At 41.3% G+C, this 25,254-nt stretch carries 22 protein-coding genes and 1 pseudogene; 14 read left to right on the plus strand and 9 right to left on the minus strand.

Annotated elements, in window-relative coordinates:
* The first annotated feature begins 235 nt into the window (after positions 1-235).
* Complete coding sequence (locus H5161_RS15615) at positions 236-1,198, plus strand: integron integrase (protein WP_182769632.1); 963 nt, start codon at positions 236-238, stop codon at positions 1,196-1,198.
* 243 nt (positions 1,199-1,441) lie between these two features.
* On the opposite strand, the gene H5161_RS15620 is transcribed toward H5161_RS15615, so the two are convergent.
* From H5161_RS15620 to H5161_RS15650, 7 genes are all read right to left on the minus strand, one after another.
* Positions 1,442-2,212 carry an SDR family oxidoreductase gene (locus H5161_RS15620; RefSeq protein ID WP_182769633.1) on the minus strand — a complete coding sequence of 257 codons (771 nt, stop codon included), beginning with the start codon at positions 2,210-2,212 and terminating at the stop codon, positions 1,442-1,444.
* Between the two features lie 9 nt (positions 2,213-2,221).
* Positions 2,222-3,121, minus strand: coding sequence for a 3-hydroxyisobutyrate dehydrogenase (gene mmsB, locus H5161_RS15625; RefSeq protein WP_182769634.1), 900 nt, complete (start codon positions 3,119-3,121; stop codon positions 2,222-2,224).
* A 10-nt stretch (positions 3,122-3,131) separates the two neighbouring features.
* Positions 3,132-4,283 (minus strand): enoyl-CoA hydratase/isomerase family protein, encoded by a 1,152-nt coding sequence (locus H5161_RS15630; protein WP_182769635.1) that lies wholly within the window; start codon positions 4,281-4,283, stop codon positions 3,132-3,134.
* A complete protein-coding gene (locus H5161_RS15635) occupies positions 4,283-5,074 on the minus strand; it encodes an enoyl-CoA hydratase (RefSeq protein WP_182769636.1) in 792 nt (263 codons plus the stop codon). The genes H5161_RS15630 and H5161_RS15635 overlap by 1 nt, the downstream gene beginning before the upstream one ends.
* 10 nt (positions 5,075-5,084) lie before the next feature.
* A complete protein-coding gene (locus H5161_RS15640; RefSeq protein ID WP_002961869.1) occupies positions 5,085-6,242 on the minus strand; it encodes an acyl-CoA dehydrogenase family protein in 1,158 nt (385 codons plus the stop codon).
* Positions 6,243-6,404: 162 nt separating this feature from the next.
* Positions 6,405-7,895, minus strand: coding sequence for a CoA-acylating methylmalonate-semialdehyde dehydrogenase (locus tag H5161_RS15645; RefSeq protein ID WP_182769637.1), 1,491 nt, complete (start codon positions 7,893-7,895; stop codon positions 6,405-6,407).
* A 125-nt stretch (positions 7,896-8,020) separates the two neighbouring features.
* On the minus strand, positions 8,021-9,202 hold the full coding sequence (locus H5161_RS15650) for an acetyl-CoA C-acyltransferase (protein ID WP_182769638.1): 1,182 nt from the start codon (positions 9,200-9,202) through the stop codon (positions 8,021-8,023).
* A gap of 330 nt (positions 9,203-9,532) precedes the next feature.
* Between H5161_RS15650 and H5161_RS15655 the strand changes: the two genes are divergently transcribed.
* From H5161_RS15655 to H5161_RS15695, 9 genes are all read left to right on the plus strand, one after another.
* Positions 9,533-9,967: a MerR family DNA-binding transcriptional regulator gene (locus H5161_RS15655; protein ID WP_008135264.1), complete on the plus strand. Its 435-nt coding sequence runs from the start codon at positions 9,533-9,535 to the stop codon at positions 9,965-9,967.
* Positions 9,968-10,023: 56 nt separating this feature from the next.
* Entirely contained in the window at positions 10,024-11,199 is a 1,176-nt protein-coding gene (locus H5161_RS15660) for an isovaleryl-CoA dehydrogenase (RefSeq protein WP_182769639.1), read from the plus strand.
* A 10-nt stretch (positions 11,200-11,209) separates the two neighbouring features.
* Complete coding sequence (locus H5161_RS15665) at positions 11,210-12,817, plus strand: carboxyl transferase domain-containing protein (protein WP_182769640.1); 1,608 nt, start codon at positions 11,210-11,212, stop codon at positions 12,815-12,817.
* 12 nt (positions 12,818-12,829) lie between these two features.
* Positions 12,830-13,600: an enoyl-CoA hydratase/isomerase family protein gene (locus H5161_RS15670; protein WP_182769641.1), complete on the plus strand. Its 771-nt coding sequence runs from the start codon at positions 12,830-12,832 to the stop codon at positions 13,598-13,600.
* An 8-nt stretch (positions 13,601-13,608) separates the two neighbouring features.
* On the plus strand, positions 13,609-15,597 hold the full coding sequence (locus H5161_RS15675; RefSeq protein ID WP_182769642.1) for an acetyl/propionyl/methylcrotonyl-CoA carboxylase subunit alpha: 1,989 nt from the start codon (positions 13,609-13,611) through the stop codon (positions 15,595-15,597).
* Complete coding sequence (locus tag H5161_RS15680) at positions 15,597-16,493, plus strand: hydroxymethylglutaryl-CoA lyase (RefSeq protein WP_182711287.1); 897 nt, start codon at positions 15,597-15,599, stop codon at positions 16,491-16,493. The genes H5161_RS15675 and H5161_RS15680 overlap by 1 nt, the downstream gene beginning before the upstream one ends.
* A 261-nt stretch (positions 16,494-16,754) precedes the next feature.
* Positions 16,755-17,453, plus strand: a complete 699-nt coding sequence (locus H5161_RS15685) for a CoA transferase subunit A (RefSeq protein ID WP_182695014.1) — start codon at positions 16,755-16,757, stop codon at positions 17,451-17,453.
* A gap of 14 nt (positions 17,454-17,467) precedes the next feature.
* Complete coding sequence (locus H5161_RS15690; RefSeq protein WP_002961879.1) at positions 17,468-18,124, plus strand: CoA transferase subunit B; 657 nt, start codon at positions 17,468-17,470, stop codon at positions 18,122-18,124.
* Positions 18,125-18,458: 334 nt separating this feature from the next.
* Positions 18,459-19,340 (plus strand): LysR family transcriptional regulator, encoded by an 882-nt coding sequence (locus tag H5161_RS15695; protein WP_182694627.1) that lies wholly within the window; start codon positions 18,459-18,461, stop codon positions 19,338-19,340.
* A gap of 874 nt (positions 19,341-20,214) precedes the next feature.
* Here H5161_RS15695 and H5161_RS15700 read toward each other — a convergent pair.
* Together H5161_RS15700 and msrA are read right to left on the minus strand one after the other, a co-directional pair.
* Complete coding sequence (locus tag H5161_RS15700; RefSeq protein WP_182695013.1) at positions 20,215-20,991, minus strand: amino acid ABC transporter substrate-binding protein; 777 nt, start codon at positions 20,989-20,991, stop codon at positions 20,215-20,217.
* A 132-nt stretch (positions 20,992-21,123) separates the two neighbouring features.
* Positions 21,124-22,413, minus strand: coding sequence for a peptide-methionine (S)-S-oxide reductase MsrA (msrA, locus tag H5161_RS15705; RefSeq protein WP_182769643.1), 1,290 nt, complete (start codon positions 22,411-22,413; stop codon positions 21,124-21,126).
* 248 nt (positions 22,414-22,661) lie between these two features.
* Between msrA and pxpB the strand changes: the two genes are divergently transcribed.
* The 4 genes and pseudogenes from pxpB (at position 22,662) to pcp (ending at position 25,236) form a co-directional block, all read left to right on the plus strand.
* A complete protein-coding gene (pxpB, locus tag H5161_RS15710) occupies positions 22,662-23,327 on the plus strand; it encodes a 5-oxoprolinase subunit PxpB (RefSeq protein WP_182769644.1) in 666 nt (221 codons plus the stop codon).
* On the plus strand, positions 23,320-24,246 hold the full coding sequence (locus H5161_RS15715) for a biotin-dependent carboxyltransferase family protein (RefSeq protein WP_182769645.1): 927 nt from the start codon (positions 23,320-23,322) through the stop codon (positions 24,244-24,246). Before pxpB ends, H5161_RS15715 begins: the two co-directional genes overlap by 8 nt.
* A gap of 50 nt (positions 24,247-24,296) precedes the next feature.
* Positions 24,297-24,575, plus strand: a pseudogene (locus tag H5161_RS20255) (5-oxoproline transporter, DUF979 family subunit); the annotation flags it as partial.
* Positions 24,568-25,236 (plus strand): pyroglutamyl-peptidase I, encoded by a 669-nt coding sequence (pcp, locus tag H5161_RS15725; RefSeq protein WP_182769646.1) that lies wholly within the window; start codon positions 24,568-24,570, stop codon positions 25,234-25,236. The pseudogene H5161_RS20255 and the gene pcp, both read left to right, overlap by 8 nt.
* The last annotated feature ends 18 nt before the right edge of the window (positions 25,237-25,254 follow it).

The following is a 25,254-nucleotide window of genomic DNA, read 5'->3' on the forward strand; positions in this document are numbered from 1 at the left end:
GGTTTTTAGGCAAGGCGGAGCCTATGTAGTGTGGTTATTCCCCATGAATAGGCGATAACGCAGCATAAATACCAAACATGCGCTGCCCTTTGGGTTCTTTCTAGGGACGATTAACTCTTTGTTGCACGGTTTTTACTTAGCCCACTAGGTTACAAACCTCGCGCCGCGATTTAATCGCCCCTAGATTGAACAAATTTCAATCCACAAAGATCAACACGCCCTAGAGATTCATATCATGAAATCACCTTTTTTAACTATGATAGCCGAACAAATGTATCTAAAGCGTTATGCTAAAAGTACTATTAAAGCATATTTATACTGGATAGCTTCGTTTATTCGATTTAACTCTATGAGGCACCCAACAACGATGGGAGATAATGAGGTCGAACTTTTTTTAAATTACTTAGTCAATCAACAAAATGTTGCTCCTAACACTCAAACACAAGCCTTAAATGCGTTGAGCTTTTTATTTAAAGAAGTGATTAAAAAGCCACTTTCATTATCATTAAGTTTTATTAAGAGCAAACGAGCAACTAAACTACCGGTAGTTTTAACGCAGCAAGAAATAAATAATTTTTTTAAAGTGTGCTCTGCAAAGCATTATTTACCCTGTGGATTACTTTATGGCAGTGGTATGCGATTAATGGAGGTACTGCGTTTACGGGTACACGATATTGACTTTGACTATAACTGCATTCGAATTTGGGATGGCAAAGGAGGCAAAAATCGTGTTGTAACCCTTGCCGTAGAGCTCACACCGCAATTACGTTCTCAAATACAATTAGTTGATAGTTACCTGCAATTAGATCTGAAAAACCCCTTGTATAGCGGCGCTTACATGCCTCATTTATTACGTAAAAAATATCCAAACCACAATAGACAGCTGGGCTGGCAATATTTATTTTCATCACATAAATTAAGCATTGATCCTGAGAGTAAGCAATTAAGACGTCATCATATCGATGAAAAACAATTACAACGCGCTGTTAAAAAAGCTGCTTTTGATGCACATATTAACAAACATGTTACGCCACATACTTTACGCCACTCTTTCGCTACGCATTTACTGCAAAGCGGCGCTGATATACGTACAGTACAAACACAATTAGGTCACAGTGACGTGCGTACCACACAAATATATACCCATGTACTACAACAAGGTGCCAACGGGGTTATTAGCCCGTTTTCAAGATTATAAATATCTCAGTAACAAGGCAAAATTTGGGTTATATAGTTTATCTATATGAGAAGTTTTTAACGCAGTTAATTGGAACGCTAGAATGTTCTACGTTTTAATTCAGCGGGTATACTACCCATGTTTTACAACAAATTGCCAACGCCGTTATTAGCCTTTTTCAAGATTATAAACTCCCCGATTTAAAACAAAAAAGCACAGCCCAAAACAGCCATGCTTTTTTAATCAACCTTAATCAACCTCGGTTTACAAACGAATGCCGCCGTCTATTTCAACCACGCGACCGGTAAAAAAGTCGTTTTCGATTATGTATTGTGCAGTATGCGCAATTTCGTCGCTTTCGCCTAAGCGCCCTACTGGCGTTACCGCAAGCATGCGTTGTTTGGCTTCTGGCTTCATGGCGTCGGTCATGGCGGTACTTATTACACCTGGTGCAATAGCGCCTACACGTATACCAAATCGACCAAGTTCTTTAGCCCATGTGATGGTAAGTGCCACTACGCCTGCTTTTGATGCCGCGTAGTTTGTTTGGCCTATGTTACCTGCGCGCGCTACGCTCGACATATTAACTATAACGCCGCCTTTACCAGATTCAATCATGTGGCTTGCAGCTTCCCGCCCGGCTAAAAACACACCTGTTAGGTTTACATCAATCACTGATTGAAATTGCTCAAGAGACATTTTTTTAACGACTTTGCCGTCTTTAGCCTTTATAAACATGCCGTCGCGTAAAATACCGGCGTTGTTTATAAGCACACCAATGTGGCCAAAATCGCTGTTGATGGTATTAAATACGTTTTCTACTTCGCTCTCATTTGTTACGTTTGCGGCATAACCTTTAATATTGCTAGTTACACCTTCAAGCTGCGTTAATTGCTCGCATGCGTTGTTTAATAAGTCTTGCGCCATATCTATTAAAGCAATGTTGGCACCCATAAGTGCAAACTTTTGCGCCATTGCAAAGCCTAAACCTTGTGCGCCACCGGTTATTACTACCGTGTTATTTTTAATTTCCACGCGTTGCTCCTACTTAGAAAACAGTTTAAAAATGGCACTAAAGTCATCACTACCCGCACCTTGGTGCTGTAGCATAGTGTATAAATTTTTAGCCATTGAACCCATTGGGGTTGATGAATTACTTTGCTGCGCGGCTTCCATGGCAAGTCCTAGGTCTTTAGCCATTAAATCAACCATAAAGCCTGGTTTGTAATCGTTACTAGCCGGTGCGGTATCCATTACACCTGGGCAAGGATTGTAAAGCTCAAGCGTCCAGTTACGGCCAGAGCTTGCAGTCATAATGTCGCTAAGTACTTTAGGATCGAGGCCGTTATTTATACCCATTTGCAGTGCTTCGCTGGTGCCTGCCATTAAAATGCTAAGTAGCATGTTATTACATATTTTTGCTACTTGCCCTGCGCCAATATCGCCTGCATGAAATATGTTTTTGCCCATATCACTAAGCACTGTATTTGCTTTATTAAACGCTGCTTTTTCGCCACCTACAATAAAGGTAAGAGTGCCAGCAGTTGCGCCTGCAACGCCGCCCGATACCGGTGCATCTACAAAGCTTATGCCTTGTTTACCAAGTGCGCTGCCTACAGTGCGTGCTGATTCTGCATCTATTGTTGAGCAATCAATTACTAATGTATTTTTGCTCAGCACGTTAATTAAACCGCTGTCGCCGTTATTACCCAAGTATAGGGATTTAACATGTTTGCCCGCAGGTAACATGCTAATAAGTACGTCAGCATTTGTTGCGCACTGCTTTGCATCAACTGCGGCTTTTGCGCCTTTGCTTGCAAGTTCATTTACGACCGACTGGTTTAAATCGAACACACTAACAGTATGTCCAGCTTTAATTAAGTTAGCCGCCATTGGGCCGCCCATATTGCCTAAGCCGATAAAACCGATATTGAGTTTAGTCATCGTCTTTCCTTTATTTGTGTATTGGCGTGTCTAAGCCATTAAGTGGGTGGTTTTCGCCAAAACGATTAACAAAAAAGCTGTCTATTATTGTTTGTGGTACATCACTTAATGTTTTGTATTGCCAATTAGGTGCGCCGTCTTTATCTATTAATAGCGCCCTTACACCTTCTTGAAACTCGCCTACTTCGCCAGCACGAACCGACATACCCAGCTCCATTTTAAAACACGCTAATAAGCTTTTGCCTTTACTTGTTTTTAATTGCTCACTAACGAGTGCGCAACTTAGTGGGCATCCGTGTTTAAGTGACTTTTGGGCGCGTTGTAGCCATTTATCGTCAGTAGCTAGCCCTAAAATATAATCAACTTGCTCCTGCAAGGTTGTAAATTCACCCAGCTTTTGAATCGTTTTTAAATTAGCTTTTATATTGCCTTTTGGCATACGCGCAGATTGGTTGTCTAAATCGGTTAATAACTTAGTTAAACGCTCATGATTTAAACTTGCGGTTTTGCCCCACTTTGCAGTTAAAATTTGCGTAAGCATGGAATCATATTTAGTGCTGTCGATAAAGTGATCGGCAAGTGATACAAAACGCGCGTCGTCGCAGTTAATTGATGCCGACGTTAACCCTAAAAATAGCCCCACGTTTTGTGGCATTTTATGTAAAAAGTAACTGCCGCCTACATCAGGGTATAAACCTATGGTTTGCTCTGGCATGGCAATGCGTGATGTTTCGGTTACGACGCGATGGCTAGCACCGGCCATTAGCCCTAAACCGCCACCCATTACTATGCCGTTACCCCAAACGAGGATAGGTTTATCAAAGGTATGAATAAGATAATCAAGCTTGTACTCAAGCGTAAAAAACTCTTCAACTAAGCTTGTTGGTTTACCTTGCGCCATTGCATGATGAAGGCTTACAACATCGCCGCCTGCACAAAATGCTTTATCGCCTGCGCCTTTTAACAACACCATTGCAATAGCATCATCGTCTTGCCAAGCTCGCAATTGCGGCTCAAGTAATTTTATCATCTCAAAATTAAGTGCATTTAAGGCTTTTGGCGCATTGAGTGTAATAAGCCCAATTAAACTGCCGTTTTCTGCGGTTGTGGTTTCAAATACCACGGGCTCATCGGCGCTATTTAATAATGTTAAAGCACTCATTAGCCATTTACCCAGTTAGCGCGGCGTTTTTCTAAAAAGGCATTTACGCCTTCTTGTTGATCTTCGGTATCAAATAAACCAACAAATAACTCGCGCTCAAGAGGCAATACACTTGCCATTGGTTGATGGCGCCCTTTTTGAATCAATGTTTTACACGCTGCAACTGAGGTAGGGCTTTGATCGGCTACTTGGTTGGCCAGTTTTAATGCGGCCGCAAAGCTTTCACCCTGTGGTACTACTTCTTCTACTAAGCCAATTTGCAGAGCTTTATCAGCTTTTAGGCGCTCGCCGCATAAAATCATGCGTTTTGCCCAGCCTTCGCCAACTAGCCATGCTAAATTTTGTGTGCCACCCGCACACGGTAACAACCCAACTTTAGCCTCAGGGAGCGCCATTTGTGCTTGCTCTTCCGCTATACGTACGTCGCACGCAAGGGCAACTTCTAGCCCGCCACCCATTGCATAGCCGTTAATGGCTGCAACCGACACGCCTCTAAAATTAGTAAGCGCTTCAAACGCTTCACCAAATACACGCGACATATCGGCGGCTACGCCTTTATCGCCACCAGCAAATACGTTTAGGTCGGCACCTGCGCTAAAAAACTTCTCGCCTTCACCAGTCAGTACTAATGCATAAATATTTTTATTATTATTAAGCTCATTAACGGTATTTTTTAAATCAACTAGGGTGTCTTTTGTCCAGGTATTTGCTGGCGGGTTAGACATAGTTAAAATAGCAACATGACCTTCGGTTGTAAGTTCAATACTCGGATTAGATTTAGATTCTGACATACATTGCTCCTTATAAAACGTCGCTTGCAGACTCAGCCAAAATACGGCGCGCTATAATCACACGCATAATTTCGTTAGTGCCCTCTAAAATTTGATGAACGCGTACGTCACGTACATGGCGCTCAAGCGGGTATTCTTTTATATAACCGTAACCACCATGAATTTGCAGTGCGTCGTTACACACAGTAAAGCCAACATCGGTAGCAAAACGTTTAGCCATGGCGCAGTAAGTGGTTTTTTCAACGTCGTTATTATCAAGTTTAAATGCAGCAAGCCTTACCATTTGGCGCGCAGCTACAAGTTCGGTGTTCATATCGGCAATTTTAAATTGCAATGCTTGAAACGCAGCCAATGGTTTACCAAATTGTGTACGTTCTTTTAAATATTCACGGGCTGTATTAAGCGCCGCTTGCGCTGTACCAATTGAACATGTGGCAATGTTAATTCGGCCGCCATCAAGGCCTTGCATCGCAAATTTAAAGCCTTCGCCTTCTGCGCCTAACAAGTTATGCGCAGGAATGCGTACATCTTCAAAGCTAATTAGGCGTGTTGGTTGTGCGTTCCAACCCATTTTTTCTTCAGCTTTGCCGTATTCCACGCCTTTTGCGTCGGCAGGCACTACAAATGCCGAAATACCCGCAGCGCCTTCGCCGCCTGTACGTGCCATTACAACTAGCACTTCAGTTTCGCCAGCGCCCGATATAAACATTTTTGAGCCATTAATAACGTACTCATCGCCCTCAAGCACGGCTTTGGTTTTAAGTGATGCGGCGTCTGAGCCCGATCCTGGCTCAGTTAAACAATAAGAGGCAAGTAACTCGCCCATGACTAATTGCTCTACGTATTTGTCTTTTACGGCATCGGTACCAAAACTTGCTACCATCCAGGTGGCCATATTATGAATGGTCAACATGGCCGTTGTTGCGGTACAACCCATAGCAAGTTGTTCAAAAATAATGCTCGAATCTAAACGAGATAAACCAAGGCCGCCTGCTTCCTCTGGCGTGTATAAACCACAAAAACCAAGCTCGCCCGCTGCTTTAATCGTGTCTTTAGGAAAGATATGTTCGCGATCCCATTTTGCGGCATGGGGCGCAAGTTCTGACTCGGCAAATTGACGTGCAGTTTGTGCAAAGGCTTGTTGATCTTCAGATAAGTTAAAGTCCATGGTAGACCTCTTTAATTGTGTTAGTTGTGTTGTTAGTGTTTCCCGTCACAGGGAAAGTTTGTGACGAGCGGCGAAGGCTTATGTGTGTGTTGTGTGTGAAGTAGCCTTCGCGCCCATCTTTTTTATTAATTATTCTTTTATTTACTCATTTTTTAATTACGATTATTTTAAGTTAATACTCATGTTTGGGCCCGACGCAATGTCGTCTTCAAACCAACGTGATGTAATTGTTTTAGTTTCTGTGTAAAAGCGAATACCTTGCTTACCGTACGTGTGAGTATCGCCGTAAAACGAGCCTTTCCAACCAGTGAATGAAAAGAACGGAAGTGGCACCGGAATTGGCACATTAATACCTACTTGGCCTACTTCAATTTCGTGTTGGAATTTACGAGCCACTGCGCCGCTTGAGGTAAATAACGAGGTGCCGTTACCGTAAGGGCTGTCGTTAATAAGTGCGATTGCCTCATCAAGCGTGTCTACAAACATACACGCGAGTACTGGACCAAATATTTCTTCTTTGTATAAATCCATCTCTTTGGTTACATCGATAAATAACGTCGGACCAACCCAGTTACCTTGCTCATACCCTTCAACCGTAAAGTCAGAGCCATCAATTAAACAGGTAGCGCCTTGCTCTTTACCACCAGCAATGAGTGATAAAATACGTGCCTTTGCTGCTTTTGATGTTTGTGGACCGTATGCCGCGTTTGCATCATCCCACACGCCTGGGCGTACATTTTCAAAGCCTGCTTTTATTTCATCTACCCACTGACTTGCTTGACCTACAAACACAGCAACCGAAATACCCATACAACGCTGGCCAGCAGCACCGACAGATGCGCCTACTAGGTTGTTTACAACGTGCGATTTACTTGCATCAGGCATAATAACCATGTGGTTTTTAGCGCCAACACACGCTTGCACGCGTTTAAGATTTTTTGTGCCTTTAGAATAAATATAGGCACCTACACCACACGAGCCTACAAACGAAATAGCACGCACTGCTTTATCTTCTAGTAAGCGGTCTACTTGTGGTTTTGTACCATGAACAACCTGTAATACGCCTTTTGGTGCGCCGGCTTCAATAAATAGCTCTGCTAAACGCATTGGTGTAAGTGGATCTTGCTCTGACGGTTTTAAAATAAAGGTGTTACCACACACAATAGCGAGCGGGAACATCCAAAGAGGGATCATTGCTGGGAAGTTAAACGGGGTTACGCCCGCGCATACGCCAAGTGGCTGCATGTAAGAATACGTATCGATTTTACGCGCTACGTTTTCCATTGTTTCACCCATCATTAATGATGGTGCGTTTGCTGCTTGTTCTACTACTTCAATACCGCGCCAAACATCGCCTTTTGCATCTTCAAATGTTTTACCCAATTCATGGCAAATAATGGTAGCAAGCTCATCATGATGTTCTTTTAATAGCGCCGCGTACTTCATCATAATGCGAGCACGTTCTGTAATGGGTACGTCTTTCCATGTTTTAAACGTCTCAGAAGCTGAGGCAATTGCCGCGTCCATTTCTGATTCTGTGGTACATGGCACTTGTGCAAGTACTTCTTGAGTTGCTGGGTTTATAACATCGATAAGCTCTTTTGATGCTGATTGAATAAATTCGCCATTAATAAGTAGTGGTACTTGGTGCATGATTAAATCCTAGTGTGTGAGTTGTGTGTTCTCTTTTAAAATTGGTAGCGCCGCTTTGTTAGTATTATTAGTGCAGCGCTTTTATAGTTATTCGTACAGCTTTCTTATAACTATTTAATACCTAGTTAATACGCTTCTACGGCCATAGCAACCGCTTCACCGCCACCAATACATAAAGACGCAATGCCTTTTTTAAGGCCTCGGTTTTTAAGGGCATGAATAAGCGTTACTAAAATACGCGCGCCGCTTGCACCAATTGGATGACCCAATGCACATGCACCGCCGTTAACGTTTACTTTGCTTTCATCAAGTTTTAACTCGTTAATAGCCAGCATGGTTACCATGGCAAATGCTTCGTTAATTTCCCAAAGATCAACATCGTTTACAGCCCAACCTGCTTTTTCAAGCACGCTGTTCATAGCCCCTACTGGCGCTACTGTAAATTCACTTGGTTTTTGAGAATGCGTGCTGTGCGCTACAATTTTACAAAGCGGTGTTAAGCCCTGCTCTTTTGCTTTTGATTCGCTCATTAATATAAGCGCTGCGCCACCATCTGAAATTGACGATGAATTAGCCGCTGTAATAGTGCCGTCTTTTTTAAAAGCTGCACGTAAGGTAGGGATTTTTTCTGGACGGGCGTTACCTGGTTGCTCATCAATCGATACTGTTATATCGCCTTTGCGTGTTTGCATTGTATGGGGTGCAACTTCGTTATCAAAGCTACCATTTTGTATTGCTGCTTTTGCTTTACTTAATGAGCCTAATGCAAACGCATCCATTTGCTCGCGGCCAATGCCGTATTCATCGGCGGTGTCTTGTGCAAAACAACCCATTGCTTTGTTGTCGTAAGCATCTTCAAGGCCATCGCTCATCATGTGATCTTTTATTTCGCCATGTCCCATGCGCATACCGCCACGCGCTTTTGGTATAAAGTACGGTGCATTTGTCATGCTCTCCATGCCACCAGCAATAGCAGATTGAATTGAGCCCGCTTTAATTAAATCGTTTGCAAGCATGGCTGCTTTTAAACCAGAGCCACATACTTTGTTAATTGTTGTAGCGCCAGTGCTAAGTGCAAGGCCTGCTTTTAACATTGCTTGGCGTGCAGGTGCTTGTCCAAGCCCTGCTGGTAATACACAGCCCATAATTACTTCGTCTATTGCATCATTAGCTAAACCAGTTTGTGTGAGTACACTTGCAATGGCGGTAGCGCCAAGCTCGGTAGACTGCGCATCACTTAACGCTCCCATAAAACCACCCATTGGGGTGCGTTTTGCTGCTACAATTACCACTGATTCTAAAGTCATAACTAACTCCATTGTATTTATATGCAAATAGTTGTTAGTATATTTGCTCTATTAATTTAGTATTCATTTATTATTTAATACCCTTACACAATACTAACGTTTACGCCAACGTCAACTAAAAACAGCTTAATTTTTAGTTTTATAAGTGTAAGGATTATTTTCCATCGGTTAGACTACACTGATAAAATAAAAATAACCCATTGAATATTAATAATATAAATCAATACCTCGCTTAAACACCCCTTTATAAATAGTTTCAAACCACACCAAGCTTTACCTTTACGTAAACTTCACTTATATTGGAGTTATTCGAATGAGGTAAATACAATTATGAAACCAGATAATCAAACAAACTTTGCAAGCTCAGCCAAAATGCCGGCCAGTAATGAACAAACATTTAGCATTAGCGAACTCGCTAAAGAATTTGACATTACAACCCGCTCTATTCGCTTTTACGAAGACCAAGGGTTAATAACGCCAGAACGTAATGGTCAAACCCGTATTTATTCAAAACGCGATAAAGTGCGTTTAAAACTAATATTACGTGGTAAGCGCCTTGGCTTTACATTGGCCGAAACCGGTCGTTTGTTTGAACTGTACGACGCAGATAAATCAAGCGCTAAGCAGTTGGTTACTATGCTTGACCTTATTTCAGAAAAAAAAGCAGACCTATCTCAACAAATGGACGACATTAAAGTTGTTCTTATGGAGTTGGTGACGGCCGAGCGCCGCTGCAGAGACACGCTTAATAAAATAGACGAGTAAGTTTATTTTTAAAATAACAACACACTGACAACACACACGTCACACAGGAATGAATCATGAGCACTATTTCACTATATAAAGAAATGAACTTTGGCCTTGGCGAAACCGCCGATATGATCCGCGACCACGTAAACAGTTTTGCGAGTCAGGAGATTGCCCCGCTTGCTGAAAAAACGGACTTAGATAACGCTTTTCCAAATCAACTTTGGACTCAAATGGGCGAAATGGGCGTACTAGGTATGACCGTATCTGAAGAACTTGGCGGCGCCGGTTTAGGCTATTTAGAACATGTTATTGCTATGGAAGGAATAAGCCGTGCTAGTGCCTCTATAGGGTTAAGCTATGGAGCACATTCAAACCTGTGCGTTAATCAAATTAACCGTAACGGGTCACAAGCTCAAAAAGAAAAATACTTACCTAAGCTTATTAGTGGTGAGCACATTGGTGCTCTTGCAATGAGCGAGCCTAATGCGGGCTCTGACGTTGTATCGATGAAACTCAAAGCCGAAAAAAAAGGAGATAAGTACATTTTAAACGGTAATAAAATGTGGATCACCAATGGCCCAGACGCACACACACTCGTTATTTACGCTAAAACAGATTTAAACGCTGGCGCTAAAGGCATTACCGCATTTATTGTTGAAAGTGACTTTCCTGGTTTTTCAACAGCACAAAAGCTCGACAAACTGGGTATGCGCGGCTCAAATACCTGTGAGCTAGTATTTGAAAACTGCGAAGTACCCGAGGAAAACATTTTAGGTAACTTAAACGAAGGCGTTAAAGTACTTATGAGTGGCCTTGATTACGAACGCGTAGTACTTGCAGCGGGCCCGCTTGGCATAATGCAAGCGTGTATGGACATAGTGGTACCGTATATTCATGAGCGTAAACAGTTTGATTCCCCTATTGGTCAATTTCAGTTAATTCAAGGCAAAATAGCCGACATGTATACACAAATGAATGCTGCGCGCTCATACGTATACACGGTAGCTAAAGCGTGTGACCGAGGCGAAACCACCCGTAAAGATGCCGCCGGTGCCATTTTATACGCCGCAGAGCTTGCAACTAAAATGGCGCTAGATGCAATTCAAATTTTAGGTGGCAATGGCTACATAAACGAATACGCAACGGGTCGTCTTCTTCGTGACGCTAAATTATACGAAATTGGTGCAGGTACATCCGAAATTCGTCGCATGCTTATTGGCCGCGAACTTTTCACAGAAAGCCGTTAAGGATTAAACCATGACTATTTTAAAATCGAGCGTTAATCCTCACGACCCAACGTTTGTGCAAAACCATAAAAATATGTCAGCGCTGGTGGATGATTTACGCAGTAAAGTAGCAACAATTAGCCAAGGCGGAGGCGCTGCATTAAAAGAGCGCCACGAAGGCCGTGGTAAATTATTTGTACGCGACCGCATAAATACATTAATTGACGAAGGCTCACCGTTTTTAGAAATTTCGCAATTTGCTGCCTTTGGTGTGTACGATCAAGCAATACCTTGTGCAGGCGTTGTAGCCGGTATTGGCCGTGTTAAAGGCGTTGAATGCATGATTATTGCAAACGATGCCACGGTTAAAGGCGGTACATATTTTCCGCTTACCGTTAAAAAGCATTTACGCGCACAAGATATCGCCGAGCGCTGCCACTTACCGTGTATTTATTTGGTGGATTCGGGCGGTGCAAATCTGCCAGAGCAAGATGATGTATTTCCAGATAAGTTGCATTTTGGTCGTATTTTTTACAATCAAGCCCGTATGTCGGGTAAAGGCATTCCACAAATTGCTGTAGTAATGGGCTTATGTACCGCAGGTGGTGCGTACGTACCTGCAATGGCCGATGAAAGTATTATTGTAAAAGATCAAGGCACTATATTTTTAGCAGGTCCGCCCCTTGTAAAAGCAGCAACCGGCGAAGAAGTAACAGCCGAAGAGTTAGGCGGCGCCGATGTGCACTGTAAAATTTCGGGTGTTGCCGATCACTACGCTGAAAACGATGCTCATGCGCTGTCTATTGCGCGCCAATGTATTGAGCGTATTAATTATACACGCCCTACGGCCCCTCTTCTGGAGGATGTAAAACCACCAAGATACGATATAAACGAGCTTTACGGCATTGTAGGCACCGACCTTAAAAAGCCGTTTGATGTACGCGAAGTAATAGCGCGCACAGTGGATGATTCATCATTTGATGAATTTAAACGTTACTTTGGTGAAACGCTGGTCACCGGCTTTGCCAGTATTTACGGCAATCCTGTTGGCATAGTAGCTAATAACGGTATTTTATTTAGTGAGTCGGCGCAAAAAGGCGCGCACTTTATTCAGCTGTGTGCTCAGCGCAATATTCCTTTAGTATTTTTACAAAATATTACCGGCTTTATGGTGGGTAAAAAATACGAAGCCGAAGGTATTGCTAAGCACGGCGCTAAAATGGTGATGGCGGTTTCGTGTGCTGATGTGCCTAAATTCACAGTACTTATTGGCGGCTCATACGGCGCAGGTAACTACGGTATGTGTGGCCGTGCATTTGAACCAACCATGATGTGGATGTGGCCTAATGCCCGTATTTCGGTAATGGGCGGCGAGCAAGCAGCTGGTGTAATGGCGCAAGTTAAACAAGATGGTTTAGCACGCAAAGGCCAAACCATGAGCGAGCCAGAAATCAGTGATTTTAAAAAGCCAATTATTGAACAGTACGAAGAGCAAGGTCATCCGTATTACGCAAGCGCACGCTTGTGGGATGACGGCATTATAGACCCTGCCGATACGCGTAATGTATTAGGGCTTGCGTTAACGGCTGCGAATAACGCACCAAAACGTGATTCGAAATTTGGCGTATTTAGAATGTAACCGGAGCGCAAAATGTCAGTAACACTACAAATAACAAAATCTAATGTGGCTGTACTTGTGTTAAGTCGCCCAGAAAAAAGAAACGCATTTAACAGTGAAGTAATACACGAACTTATTCAGTGTATTGAACATGCAAATACGCTTGATATTCGTGCTTTGGTTTTAAAAACAGAAGGTAAACACTTTTCAGCCGGTGCCGATTTAGCCTGGATGAAATCAATGGCTGATAACAATTACACCGATAACCTAGCTGATTCAATGCAATTAGCTAAATTAATGCAGGTATTGGCAAGCTTCCCGCATCCTACAATTTGTGCTGTGCAAGGTGCCGCTTTTGGTGGTGCTCTGGGCTTAATAGCCTGTTGCGACATAGCCCTTAGTAAAGACGATGCACAATTTTGTTTAAGTGAAGTAAAACTGGGTCTTATTCCGGCGGTTATTAGTCCATACGTTATTAAAGCTATTGGTGAGCGCGCTGCTCGCAGGTACTTTTTAACGGCTGAAGTGTTTGATGCACATACTGCTAAGCAACTTGGCTTAATTCATCAAGTAACCGGTAATTTAGACTGTGCGCTCGATAATATGCTGCAAACACTGATTGATAACGGACCTGTTGCAGTAAAAGCCGCAAAAGCATTAATTAACGATGTAGCAAATAAACCAATAACCGATGAACTCATTGAGCTTACCGCAGAGCGTATTGCAAAAATTCGCGTATCTGAAGAAGGTCAAGAAGGGCTAAGTGCTTTTTTTGATAAACGCCCACCCGCTTGGCAACTGTAGGATTGATTATGAACACACAACGATTACAAAAAATACTGATTGCCAATCGTGGAGAAATTGCGTGCCGTGTAATGCGCAGCGCAAAACAAATGGGCTTAACCACGGTCGCGGTTTACTCTGATGCAGACAAACATGCCCAGCACGTAAAAATGGCTGACGAGGCTTACCATATTGGTGCCGCGCCAAGTAAAGATTCGTATTTAGTAGCAGACAAAATTTTACAAGTTGCCAAAGACTGCGGCGCTGACTGTATTCACCCAGGCTATGGTTTTTTATCTGAGAACAGCGAATTTGCTAAAGCCTGCGAAGCTAATAGCATTGCTTTTATAGGGCCACCAGCAAGTAGCATTGAAGCAATGGGGTCTAAAACCCGCGCTAAAGAAATAATGGCAGCTGCTAATGTACCGTTAGTGCCTGGTTATTACGGTGATAAGCAAGACCCTGCTTTTTTACAAAGTGAAGCTGAAAAAATTGGCTACCCTGTACTCATTAAAGCGGCCTTTGGTGGCGGTGGTAAAGGCATGCGTGTGGTTGAAAAAGCACAAGACTTTATGAGCGCACTACAAGGTGCGCAACGTGAAGCGATTGCCGGTTTTGGTAACGATTTAGTATTACTTGAGCGCTACGTTAACCAGCCTCGCCATGTTGAAGTGCAAGTATTTGCAGATAACTACGGTAACTGTGTTTATTTAGGCGATCGTGATTGTTCTTTGCAACGTCGTCATCAAAAAGTAATTGAAGAAGCCCCTGCTCCGGGTTTATCTGACAAACTACGCAAAGAAATGGGCGAAGCGGCTGTACGTTGTGCACTGGCTATAAATTATAGAGGCGCAGGTACGGTTGAGTTTTTACTGTGTGGCGATGAATTTTTCTTTATGGAAATGAATACGCGCCTTCAAGTAGAACACCCAGTGACCGAAATGGTAACCGGTGTAGATTTAGTCAATTGGCAAATAAATATTGCGGGTGGGCAAACATTGCCAATGACACAAAGTGATATTCAATTGCAGGGTCATAGCTTTGAAGCACGTATATACGCAGAAGATCCAGCTAACGACTTTATCCCGTGCTCGGGCACTATTGAAGCACTACACACACCCCTTAACAGTGAATTTGTACGCATTGATACAGGCATTGCACAAGGCGACGAAATCAGCCCGTTTTACGATCCGATGATTGCAAAACTTATTGTGCACGACGACAATCGCGAACAAGCACTGAGCCGCTTACAACAAGCCCTTGAGCAATTTCATTTAGCGGGTTTTAGCACTAACATTGGCTTTTTACATAACTTAGCAAGCCACCCTACGTTTAAACAAGGTGCGCCAAGCACACACTTTATTGCTGAGCAAGGTGATTCGTTAGTTGCGGTTAACGAATCGTTATTACAAGCAAGTCAGCTTATTGGTGCTTTTGCATATCTAGAATCGCTAACTAACACCCAAAATGCGCAATACAGTGCAAGCCCGTGGCAACAACTGAGTGGTTTTACACTCAATGCACCACAAGCAATTAAAGTCCCTTTTGCCGATTTACAGCTAAGCGCTATAAAAACGACAGCAGGCTATAGTATTACGCATAACGAGCACGTTTTTAATCTACAAGGCACATTGAATAATAATCTTTGCAGTGTATTTATTAACGGTGAAAAATATAGCGCGCACGTAACTACGGTAGGCAATAGTGTGACAGTGATGAATAAAGCACTGCAAACTAAGCTTGAACTAGTTGATAAACATTATATTAGTTCGCACGAAAGTGAAGCACTGCCACTTGCGGCGCCGCTTAATGGCACAGTAGTTAAGCACTTAATCGACATTGGTAGCACAATTACCAAAGGCGATGCGGTTGTTATTATCGAAGCCATGAAAATGGAATACACGCTAAACGCACCGCATGACGGCATTTTAAAAAGCTACTGTTTTGGTGAAGGCGAATTAGTAACGCATGGAGCCTTACTTGCTATTGTCGAAGATACAACTGAGGAAGGTGCATAATGAGTGCCTTTCCAAGTAAAGTACGTATTGTTGAAGTTGGCGCGCGAGACGGCCTACAAAACGAAAAAACAGTAAGCACAGCCGATAAAGTAGCGCTTATTAACGCCCTAAGTGCTGCAGGTTTAAAAGATATTGAAGCGGGCGCGTTTGTCTCCCCTAAGTGGGTGCCACAAATGGCAGACTCAGCGGATGTAATATCAGCCCTTGATTTACCCAATGTAAATTTAAGCGCCCTTACCCCTAACTTAAAAGGTGCACAAGCAGCGCACGCTGTTGGCATTAAAGAGTTTGCTATATTTACCGCTGCAAGTGAGTCGTTTTGTCAAAAAAATATCAACTGCTCAATTGAGCAAAGTATTGAACGTTTTAGCGAAGTAATGGCGTTTGCTAAAGCTAATAATATTCGCGTACGTGGTTATGTAAGCTGTGTACTCGGTTGCCCCTATGAGGGTGATATTGACCCGCAAGCAGTACTAAGTGTATCGCAAAAGCTATTAGATTTAGGCTGTTACGAAGTAAGCCTTGGCGATACCATAGGTGTTGGCACCGCAAAAAAAGTAACGCAATTAATCGAGTTACTTTTAACGCACATTGATAAAGCCAAGTTGGCCGTGCATTTTCATGATACATACGGCCAAGCGCTCACAAATATTTACGCAGCTTTAAGCCTAGGTATTGCAACGGTTGACGCGGCAGTCGCGGGCCTTGGTGGCTGTCCTTATGCTAAGGGGGCGTCAGGAAATGTTGCCACCGAAGATGTAGTTTACTTACTGCAAGGGCTTGGCATTGAACACTCAATTGATTTACAAAGGTTAAGTGACGCTGGCTGGGAGATAACCAAAGCACTTGGTAAGCAACCTGTGAGCAAAGTATCTGTGGCACTGCACACAAAATAACCTGAGCTCTGGATAATAAATCTATCTCGAGCAGCTATTTTCAGCACTAACTGCGTTGAATTTACTTGCAATAGGCCAGCTATTGACGCGTAAATTCGCCTTGTTTTCACTGAAAATCTCTGGCTAGAGAAAATAAATTTAAATATCACCCTGATTCATATGTTAGTAAATCTATTAACCAGAGTTCAGGTTAAATAGCTATCTTATGAAATGATGATTAAAGATAGTTAACAACAAATAGCACACAATGAGGAGAGACTCATGGCCGGTTTTGATAAGGTAGTTTCTAGTTACGAAGCTGCAATGGAAGGATTAAAAGACGGCGATACCATTATTGCCGGTGGTTTTGGTTTATGTGGTATTCCTGAGGGCTTAATTAAACAAATTAAGCACATGCAAACAAAAAACTTAACCGTAGTATCTAATAACTGTGGTGTTGATGACTTTGGTTTAGGTATTTTATTACAAGACAAACAAATTAAAAAAGTAGTTGCCTCGTACGTTGGCGAAAATGCCCTATTCGAGCAGCAGTTATTAAGTGGCGAAATTGATGTAGAGCTTACGCCTCAAGGTACACTAGCTGAAAAAATGCGTGCTGGTGGCGCGGGTATACCTGCGTTTTACACCGCAACCGGTTACGGTACTCCAGTTGCTGAAGGCAAAGACGTAAGAGAGTTTAATGGTCGCCCGTATATTTTAGAAGAATCTATAACAGGTGAATTTGCCATTGTTAAAGCGTGGAAAGCCGACCGCTTTGGTAATTTAGTGTTTAGACACACCGCCATGAACTTTAATCCAATGGCGGCAACAGCGGGCAAAATTACCGTTGCCGAAGTAGAAGAAATTGTAGAGCCGGGTGAGCTTGAACCAAGCCAAATTCATACCCCGGGTATTTTTGTAAATCGCGTTATTAAAGGCAGCTTTGAAAAACGCATTGAACGTGTAACAACACGAGATTAAGCAGGAGCAAAATTATGGCATTATCACGTGAACAAGTTGCAATGCGCGTTGCACAAGAACTTCAAGATGGTTACTACGTAAATTTGGGCATAGGAATTCCGACACTCGTCGCAAACTATGTACCAGATGATATTGAAGTTATGTTACAGTCCGAAAATGGCCTTTTAGGCATGGGCCCGTACCCAACTAAAGCAGAGCTAGACGCCGATATGATTAACGCGGGTAAAGAAACCGTGACAGCAGCCACAGGTGCAGCCATATTTAATAGTGCAGATAGTTTTGCCATGATACGGGGTGGTCATGTAGACTTAACCGTTCTGGGTGCATTTGAAGTTGACCAGAACGGCAACATCGCATCGTGGATGATCCCTAAAAAGCTGATTAAAGGCATGGGTGGCGCGATGGATTTAGTCGCTGGCGCGAAAAATATTATTGTTACTATGACCCATGCAAGTAAGCATGGTGACTCTAAACTATTAGAAGCCTGCTCTTTACCGCTTACTGGCGTTAATTGCGTAAAAAAAATAGTAACAGATTTAGCCGTATTAGAAGTTAAAGACGGCGCATTTCATCTATTAGAACGTGCTCCGGGCGTTACTGTTGATGAAATCATTAGTAAAACAGCAGGTAAATTACTTGTTGATGGTGAAGTTCCAGAAATGGTTTTTTAGGCTCTAGCTTAAAAATAACGCTTTACCCTGTACCGACCTCATTCCCAGTGCCAATGGCGCTGAGTTACCCAAAATCCCTCTTACGAGGGATTTTTTTTATCTTTTGTCATTATTTTTACCGTCATTCATACATCTGTAGTAAATTTTATCTATAATACAAATATAAACTAAATGTAAGCGCTTAGATTCTTTGCACTATTTTGTGGATAGCCTGCACCCTTTTTGTGAACTAGCGTTAATTTTATTTTTAACCTATTGATATTTAAACATTAAATAGTTGGTTCAAATTTTGCCTAAGTAAGGCGTCTCAATAAATTAAATAATTCTGGAAAACATGCAAACTCCTATTCGTGGCCTTCGCTCTTTTTGCTTTGCCGCAAGAAGCCTAAGTTTTAAGCATGCAGCTAATGAGCTGTACTTAACGCCGTCTGCGGTAAGCCATCAAATAAAACAACTTGAAGAACAACTTGGTATTGAGCTTTTTCAACGTAAAACGCGTTCAATTAGCTTAACCACAGCGGGTAAAAACTTTTTTGATGCTGTGTCTCCTATCATCACAATGTTAGAGAGCACCATTAATGAGTTTAGTCAGATGCAGCAAAATACAAATTTGACGATTACCCTGCCTGAATTTTTTGCCAGCGAACTACTCATGCCTAAATTAAGTGAGTGGACCTCAGAACACCCTAATATAAACCTGCAAATGGACACGCTTAAAACACGCAAAGAATTAACGCGTCATAGCGATTTATCTATTGTATTGTCCTCTGGTAAACCTACTGAAGGGTTAGCGACTGAGTTGTTTAACCTTGAATATATTCCTGCATGTAATAAAAAATTGCTCGATCAGTGGAGGGACGATCATCGTCAAGCCCTTAACCAAGTTCCGCTAATACTGCACAAAGCTCGCCCTTGGGCTTGGCATCAGTGGGCCGAAAAAGCAGGGATTGATGATTTTTCTCCTTCGCAGATTATTCAAATAGATAGCATGTTTGGTGTAGCGCGTGCAGCGCAGCAAGGCATGGGCATTGCGCTTATTCCACTGCCTATTAGCCAAAGCTGGCTAGATGAGCAATGGCTTTACAAGTTATTCGAACAGCCTTTAACAACTAAAGATAAATACTATTTAGTGCAGCACGAATCAAACACGCCTAATCACCCCCTTGATTTATTTGCGAAGTGGGTTGTAAATACGTTTAGAAAAATCCAAGAATAATCCCTATTAGACGAGTTCAGTAATACAACCTACTCTATGTTGTATTACTGAACTCGTCTAAACCTCTCTGCAAATTTAAATAATTTTTTAATTAAATACATAAACTTAGCACCATGCATTAGACTAAAGTCTATAGTTTAATTTTTTTCACTCATTGGTTTTGTTTTTATCGTTTGTCGAAAATAAAGTTAAATATTATAGTTGCTTTATCAGCTCAAAACAACTTAGTTAAATTGTTTCTTAAGAGCAATAAATGCAACCTTTAGAGTTCTAGTAACTCAAACGTAGCAGTGAAAAGAATCTTATATTGTGTGTGTAAGATGTTGTCAGTGTGAAAAAGCGGTTCAAGTTAGGTGGTGACTTAGCTTGAACTGTTTTTATTCTTGGCTCAAACCACATGATATGTAATACAAAGCTACCAAAGTGTAGCAAACAGAATCTTTATATTGTGTGTGAAGATGTTGTCAGTGTGAAAAATGGTTCAAGTTAGGTGGTGACTTAGCTTGAACTGTTTTTATTCTTGGCTCAAACCATACGATATGTAATACAAAGCTACTTAAGTGTAGCAAACAGAATCTTTATATTGTGTGTGAAGATGTTGTCAGTGTGAAAAATGGTTCAAGTTAGGTGGTGACTTAGCTTGAACTGTTTTTATTCTTGGCTCAAACCACATGATATGTAATACAAAGCTACCAAAGCGTAGTAAACAGAATCTTTATATTGTGTGTGAAGATGTTGTCAGTGTGAAAAAGCGGTTCAAGTTAGGTGGTGACTTGGCTTGAACTGTTTTTATTTTTGGCGCACCACATGATATGCAATATAAGTTTAATACTTTTAAAAGCCCCGTAAGTTATAACTTACGGGGCTTTTTTAGTTAATTTTTAATTTGATATTCTTTTTTTAATTTACTTATTTGCACTTTATGTGAAATCAAGAAGGTATTAAATTTCTTGATTATGTCAGGGTAGTCAATCGACGATAATAAAAAGGCTTGTAAATCTGTCGGCAATTCGTTTTGAAAATAAACAGGTCGGGTTAATTTAAAGTATTTTTGGAGGTTATAATTTAATACATCGTTAGATATGTAAATACACTCCACTCGCTCTTTTAAAAGCAACTCTATTAATTCAATTACGTTAGCTGTTTCTATTAACTCAACGTTTTCATTATTCATTAACGGTTTAAAGCTTTGAGGCGTAAACCCCCTTACCGTTGCAAAACTAATGCATTCATCAATAGTGATATTTTTATTTAAACTCGCAATGCCCGTTTTAGTCACAACGGTTGGCTGCGAATAAATAATTTTATTTACATCAATAAATGAAGCTTTGTAGCTTGGTTTCCAGCTAGGGTTATCTGGATACTTAAAGTCGACATGGCGATGTTCCACAAATTCTTTGTAAAGTCGATTAATAGGTAGTGTGTAAAACTCAAACTTAAAGTCATGCTGCTGGGCAAACAAGGTAAGTAACTTTTGACTAAAACCATAATAGTCGCGGTTATCAGCCCCACTACCATCGTAGTATGGAAGGTATTCTATATTCTCTACGCCTACTACGTAATGAGTCGCTGATTTAGCGTTGTTTATTAAAAGCAGTAAAGCGAATGGCAAATATATTAACTGCGTTGCTATTTTTATAAATTGATTCATTAATAACCTAAGTAATATTATTGACAATTAGCTGCACGCTTTAATTTTAACAAATTTACAAAGATTGTGATAAGCATATTTTGTTTTATGCAAAAAAAGCCTGATTAGAATCAGGCTACGTAAAGAAAAGGTTTAGCTTTTATCTCTCGGTACAAAATCAAGGACTGTTGCATTAATACAGTAACGATCGTGACCTCTTGGACCTTCACCTGGAAATAAATGCCCTAAGTGTATGCCTGTACTTTTAGAGCGAAGCTCAATGCGTGTCATGCCCCAGCTGCTATCGTCGTGCTGTGTTACGTTGTTTTTTACAGGATGAGTAAAGGACAACCAACCAGTACCTGAGTTAAACCTATCGCTTGTATCAAATAGTGGCTCGCCACTTAATTTATCAACAAAAGTACCGTCAGGTGTGTTTTTAAACTCTTTGTACTCTTTACAGTAAGGTCTATCTGTTCGTGCATCAAATGCAACTTTATAAGCATCACTGTTGCCTAATTTAAAAGCGCCTAATGCTTTATAAAACTCTTCAGGCGTTGCGTAACCTTGACGGCCATATACCTCAATACCATTTTCTAAAAACAAAATGGTCGGTGTTGCCCACGTGGCTGACTTAATAGTTAAATCATCAAGTTGGTCAGCATGGCGAAACGACATTGGTATTGTCCCTTTGTAATCATTTGCGACTGTTTTTTTAAACTTTTCACAGTATGGGCAGTACTCACGTGAATCTAAGACTACGATTTGTTTTCCTGTTAATAAAGCCGTGTTATCTACTTTTTCTACAGGTGTTTTATTAAAAACAACACCGGTAGAGTGATCGGGACAATAGCCATTAGGGTTCTTTTCTAAATAATTTTGATGATACTCTTCTGCCGATACAAAACCTTGAAGCGGTTTAATAACTGTTTCAATTTTGCCATAGCTCGCATCAGTTAAAAGCTGCTGATATTGCGATTTAACTTGCTCAGCTACTTTAGCTTGCGCATCAGTGGTCGTTAATACAATTGAGCGGTATTGCGTACCAATGTCGTTACCTTGGCGATTTTTTTGCGTAGGGTCGTGACTTTCAAAATAGTTTTTTAAGAGATCTTCTGCTGAAATTATATTGCTGTTATACATAACTTGTACAACTTCAGCATAATTGTTCTCGTCAAAACGACGAGACTGATCAGTAATGTTTCTGTAGGTAGCTTTAAAGCCATTGCCGTCAGCGTACCCCGATTCAGCATCAATAACGCCATTAAGCGCTTCGTAGCGTTTTTCGGCTCCCCAAAAACAACCCGATCCAAGTACAATGGTTTCTACATGCATGGTGGCTTCTACATTACTGTGCTCAACCTTTTCCATAGATAAAGCAAAGCTGCCTGCGCTAAATATAATAGCAGCGCCTGATAAATATAATAAATGCTGGTGTTTCATAAAGTACCTCTTAAACAAGTGCGTGCTAACTAAGACCTCCTTATCCTAATTTTCATTTCAACCTAATTACTTATTTAGTACGAAGCGTATTAAGTTTTGGTCTTCAATAAGTTAAATACGATTAATTGAATATAAAATTACTCTTAAAGTAAGTTGGGCAATAAACATAACCACTTAGTCGCAATGGTGTAAATAAATTAATAAAACTGTGTTACGTTTAAATTATGTTGTACAAATAGGTTTATTTAATGAAGCCAGCTCCTCATATTTATGCATTAACAAACAGTAGTTTACTGTTTGATGCATCGCATTTAGACGCTACAGATATACTCTCTATTCAAAAGAAAATTTGGGCTCTAGCTAGCCACTGTAAAAGCACTGATGAATTTAGCGATTTGGTGCCCGCCATGAACTCGCTCACTCTTTATTTAAAATCAGATAAACACTTAAATAAGTGGTTACGAGTGCTACCTTCGCTGTGGAATGATATTAAAACGAGTACTTTTAAGGGGCAGCATCACTTAATCAAAACCACATACAAGGGTGAGGACATTAATTACGTGGCTCGCTATCATAATTTAAGTGCCGATGAAGTTATTAATATTCATAGTAAAACCAAGTACCACGTTTTATTTTTAGGCTTTCAGCCCGGTTTTGCTTACCTACATGGCTTAAATGAGCAATTACATACACCAAGACGTGATGAGCCACGCATTAAAGTTCCTAAAGGCTCTGTTGCTATAGGTGCTGCACAAACCGGCATTTACCCCGCAGATACCCCAGGTGGTTGGCATATAATAGGTCATACAGATACTGCTTTGTTTGATTCGACCTCTGAGCAACCTTGTTTAATTCAACCAGGCGATACGCTTGAATTTGTTCCGCTCGTTAATAAAGGAGCAAATCATGATTAAAGTACTTAAAAGTGGTGTATTACTTACAATTCAAGATTTTGGCCGTGAAGGCTACCGCCATTTAGGTGTAAGCAAAGCGGGCAGCCTAGACCCTATTGCACAAATCATTGCAAATAGATTACTTAACAATAACGACAATGATGCCGTTTTAGAAATAACTGTAGGTTTGTGCGAACTGGAATTTACCTGCGACACAGTAATTGCGCTTCATAGTGCAGATTTGCAAGCAACCCTTGATGGACATGCAATTTATCCTGGTTGGACATACGCAGTAAAAAACAAACAAGTCCTAAGTTTTGCTACTGGTAGAGCAGGCTTAAGAGCTTATTTAGCAGTGAAAGGCGGTATACAAAATGCTGAGGTTATGGGTTCTAAATCTACAGATTTAAACGCATGTTTTGGTGGTTTTGAAGGTAGATCTCTCACCTCTGGTGATAAAATACCTATTACTCCTTATTATGGAGAGTTTAAAAAGGTAGGCGCAATTGCTCCCGCCCAGCGCAAACTTATACGCCTGCATCCAAGTCCTCATGCCGACTTATTAGGCGAGACTTTACTTAGCAACTTTGTGTCTACCGCTTTTAAAGTCAGCAATAATAGTAACCGAATGGGTGTAAGGCTTGAGCATAAGAATAATTTGGGGCATTCGCACTCTTTGCCATCATTAGGGGTAAGTCCTGGGAGTATTCAACTCCCACCAAGTGGAGAGCCAATTGTGTTACTAAATGATGGCCAAACTACAGGGGGCTACCCTCTGCTAGGGACTGTTATTGAAGCCGACTTACGTCAATTTGCACAGTTTAGACCTTTAGATACTGTTGAGTTTAAATATGTAACGTTTGAAGAAGCAGCAAAGGCGAAGCAGAAACTTGACGGACACCTACATCAATTGAGCCTTGCACTTAAAAATACATTATAAAAATATTCTAAAAATAAATAGGAAAACTATGTTCGACTTAAATTTTTGGCCCTGATAATCGTTTTATGCTGGTTGTTTTGTATTGTGTAGGTATGGCATTTTTAATTGGAGGTTATGGGCGCAAGCCCTGCTCCATTAGTTGCGCTCGGCATGTATAGCGGCTATTGCAGTATGTTAATGACGCCTATGGCAGCAAATTTAATATTCTTCCTGCAGCTCTTTTTGACTTAAAAGATAAGTACTATGTAATTAAGGTTCAAATTCAGACGGCAGTTACCTTACTCGCCGTTAATATTATTTTAATGTATAGCTTGGTGTGTAATGACTAAATCAACTTCTTCTATGGCGTGTGTATTAATTACCGGCTTTGCGCCTTTTGGTAGCGAAACTATCAATCCTTCTTGGCAAGCAGTGCAAAAACTTGATGAAACTATCATCATGAAACACAAAATATGTACACTAGAACTTGCCTGTGAGTTTAATACGTCTATTAGTCAGCTTATAAACGCCATTGAGTCACATAATCCGGCGGTTGTTTTATGTATAGGCCAAGCCGGTGGGCGCAGCGAAATATCAATTGAGCGTATTGCAATAAACGTTGACGATGCACGTATTAAAGACAATGCAGGTAAGCAGCCTGTCGATACACCAATAGAAAAAAATGGCCCTGATGCCTATTTCACAAATTTACCAATAAAGCGTATGTTACAAGCACTGCACAACAGCAATATACCTGCTGCCATTTCCAATACGGCAGGTACGTATGTATGCAATCATGTTATGTATGGCCTTATGCATTACATAAATGATCATTGCGCTGTAATGAAAGGTGGCTTTGTGCATATTCCTTATTTACCAAGCCAAGCTGTGCACCACAATGGCGCACCAAGCATGTGTGAAGACACTGTTATTAACGCGCTAAAAGTGATGATTGCACAAGCATTGAACAATAATAACGACGTAAAAATAGCAGCAGGCACTACGCATTAACCACTTTGGTGCGGTTAC

It is taken from the genome of Pseudoalteromonas sp. SG43-5 (assembly GCF_014164345.1).
Lineage (GTDB): Bacteria > Pseudomonadota > Gammaproteobacteria > Enterobacterales > Alteromonadaceae > Pseudoalteromonas > Pseudoalteromonas distincta.